Annotated in this window: 1 protein-coding gene; it reads right to left on the bottom strand. The window is 59.3% G+C overall.

Features of this window, described 5'->3' with window-relative positions; translation table 11 throughout:
• Window positions 1-744, bottom strand: a 744-nt coding sequence (locus SLS51_RS23075) for an ImcF-related family protein (protein WP_323840817.1), incomplete at both ends; no start/stop codon positions are given.

Genomic DNA, 744 nt, shown 5'->3' with positions numbered 1-744 from the left:
CCGGCACCGCCGTTTTATTCAGCAACGCCTTCGCGGATTTCACCAGTGACGCCGATAACGCCGGGTTCGGTTGCCCAGTCTGTCCCTGATACGCCACGGTGTTCATTAGCGCAATCAGCGGGGACTGACGCCCGTCCGTCATCAGGGTTAACTGGTCAGTCACCTCAGCCAGATTACGCGCTTTGTTCCAGCGCAGGCTGTTGAGAAAATCCTGCCAGGCCCCGGCAAAATCGGTAAAGTAACGCGCGGTCAGACGGGCTTTCAGTTCCTCGGGTGACACCGCCGCCGGGACGGCCTGACGGTTATCACTCAATACCCAGTCAATCGCTTCCTGACGTGAGGCCACCGCATTATCCATCGCTTTCTGTATCGGCCCTTCCCACGCCTGACGGGTAAACATCCCCGGCACCACGCGTGTCGTGGTAAACAGCCGTTCCGCTTCGGTGTCGCCGGTCATCTGCCTTAAGGTCAGGTCGGCATAATCCTTCTCCACCGATTGCAGCATCTGCTGGTAGAGCGTGGCTTCCGCATTGTGCCGCCCCATCTGCTCCAGCAATATCCGCCGCACCTGACTGACCAACGCCGTGTCCGGCGTAATCCGCCATGCCGGATGGGCAGGCAGATTCTCCGCATAAAAATCCCACAAATCCGACGCGGCACTCAGCCAGACACCGGGGGCAATACCGGCCCGGTTTGGTTCATTGTCACTGAGGACGCGGGTTAAAAACGCGGCCTCCGCTTTTT

The organism is Photorhabdus africana (assembly GCF_035181445.1).
Classification (GTDB): domain Bacteria; phylum Pseudomonadota; class Gammaproteobacteria; order Enterobacterales; family Enterobacteriaceae; genus Photorhabdus; species Photorhabdus laumondii.
This window is presented reverse-complemented; position numbering and strand designations above follow the sequence as displayed.